General features: G+C 53.6%; 1 protein-coding gene. It reads left to right on the forward strand.

Annotated elements, in window-relative coordinates; all coding sequences use genetic code 11:
- Positions 1-317, forward strand: a 317-nt coding sequence (locus tag HMPREF0693_RS19230; protein WP_004247174.1) for a hypothetical protein, incomplete at both ends; no start/stop codon positions are given.

A 317-nucleotide genomic window follows, 5' to 3' on the forward strand; every position in this document is an offset into this window, starting at 1 on the left:
CGTCAAGCGCAACTTGAAGCTGAACAAGCACGCCAAGAAGCGCAAAGAGCAGAGGCAGAACGATTAGCAGCTGAACGTGCAGAGCAGGCACGTTTAGCCGAAGAAGAAGCCCAGCGTCAAGCGCAGCAAGAAGCTGAACAAGCACGCCAAGAAGCGCAAAGAGCAGAGGCAGAACGATTAGCTGCTGAACGTGCAGAGCAGGCGCGTTTAGCTGAAGAAGAAGCCCAGCGTCAAGCGCAACTTGAAGCTGAACAAGCACGCCAAGAAGCGCAAAGAGCAGAAGCTGAAAAATTAGCAGCTGAACGTGCAGAGCAAGC

Source organism: Proteus mirabilis ATCC 29906 (genome assembly GCF_000160755.1).
Classification (GTDB): domain Bacteria; phylum Pseudomonadota; class Gammaproteobacteria; order Enterobacterales; family Enterobacteriaceae; genus Proteus; species Proteus mirabilis.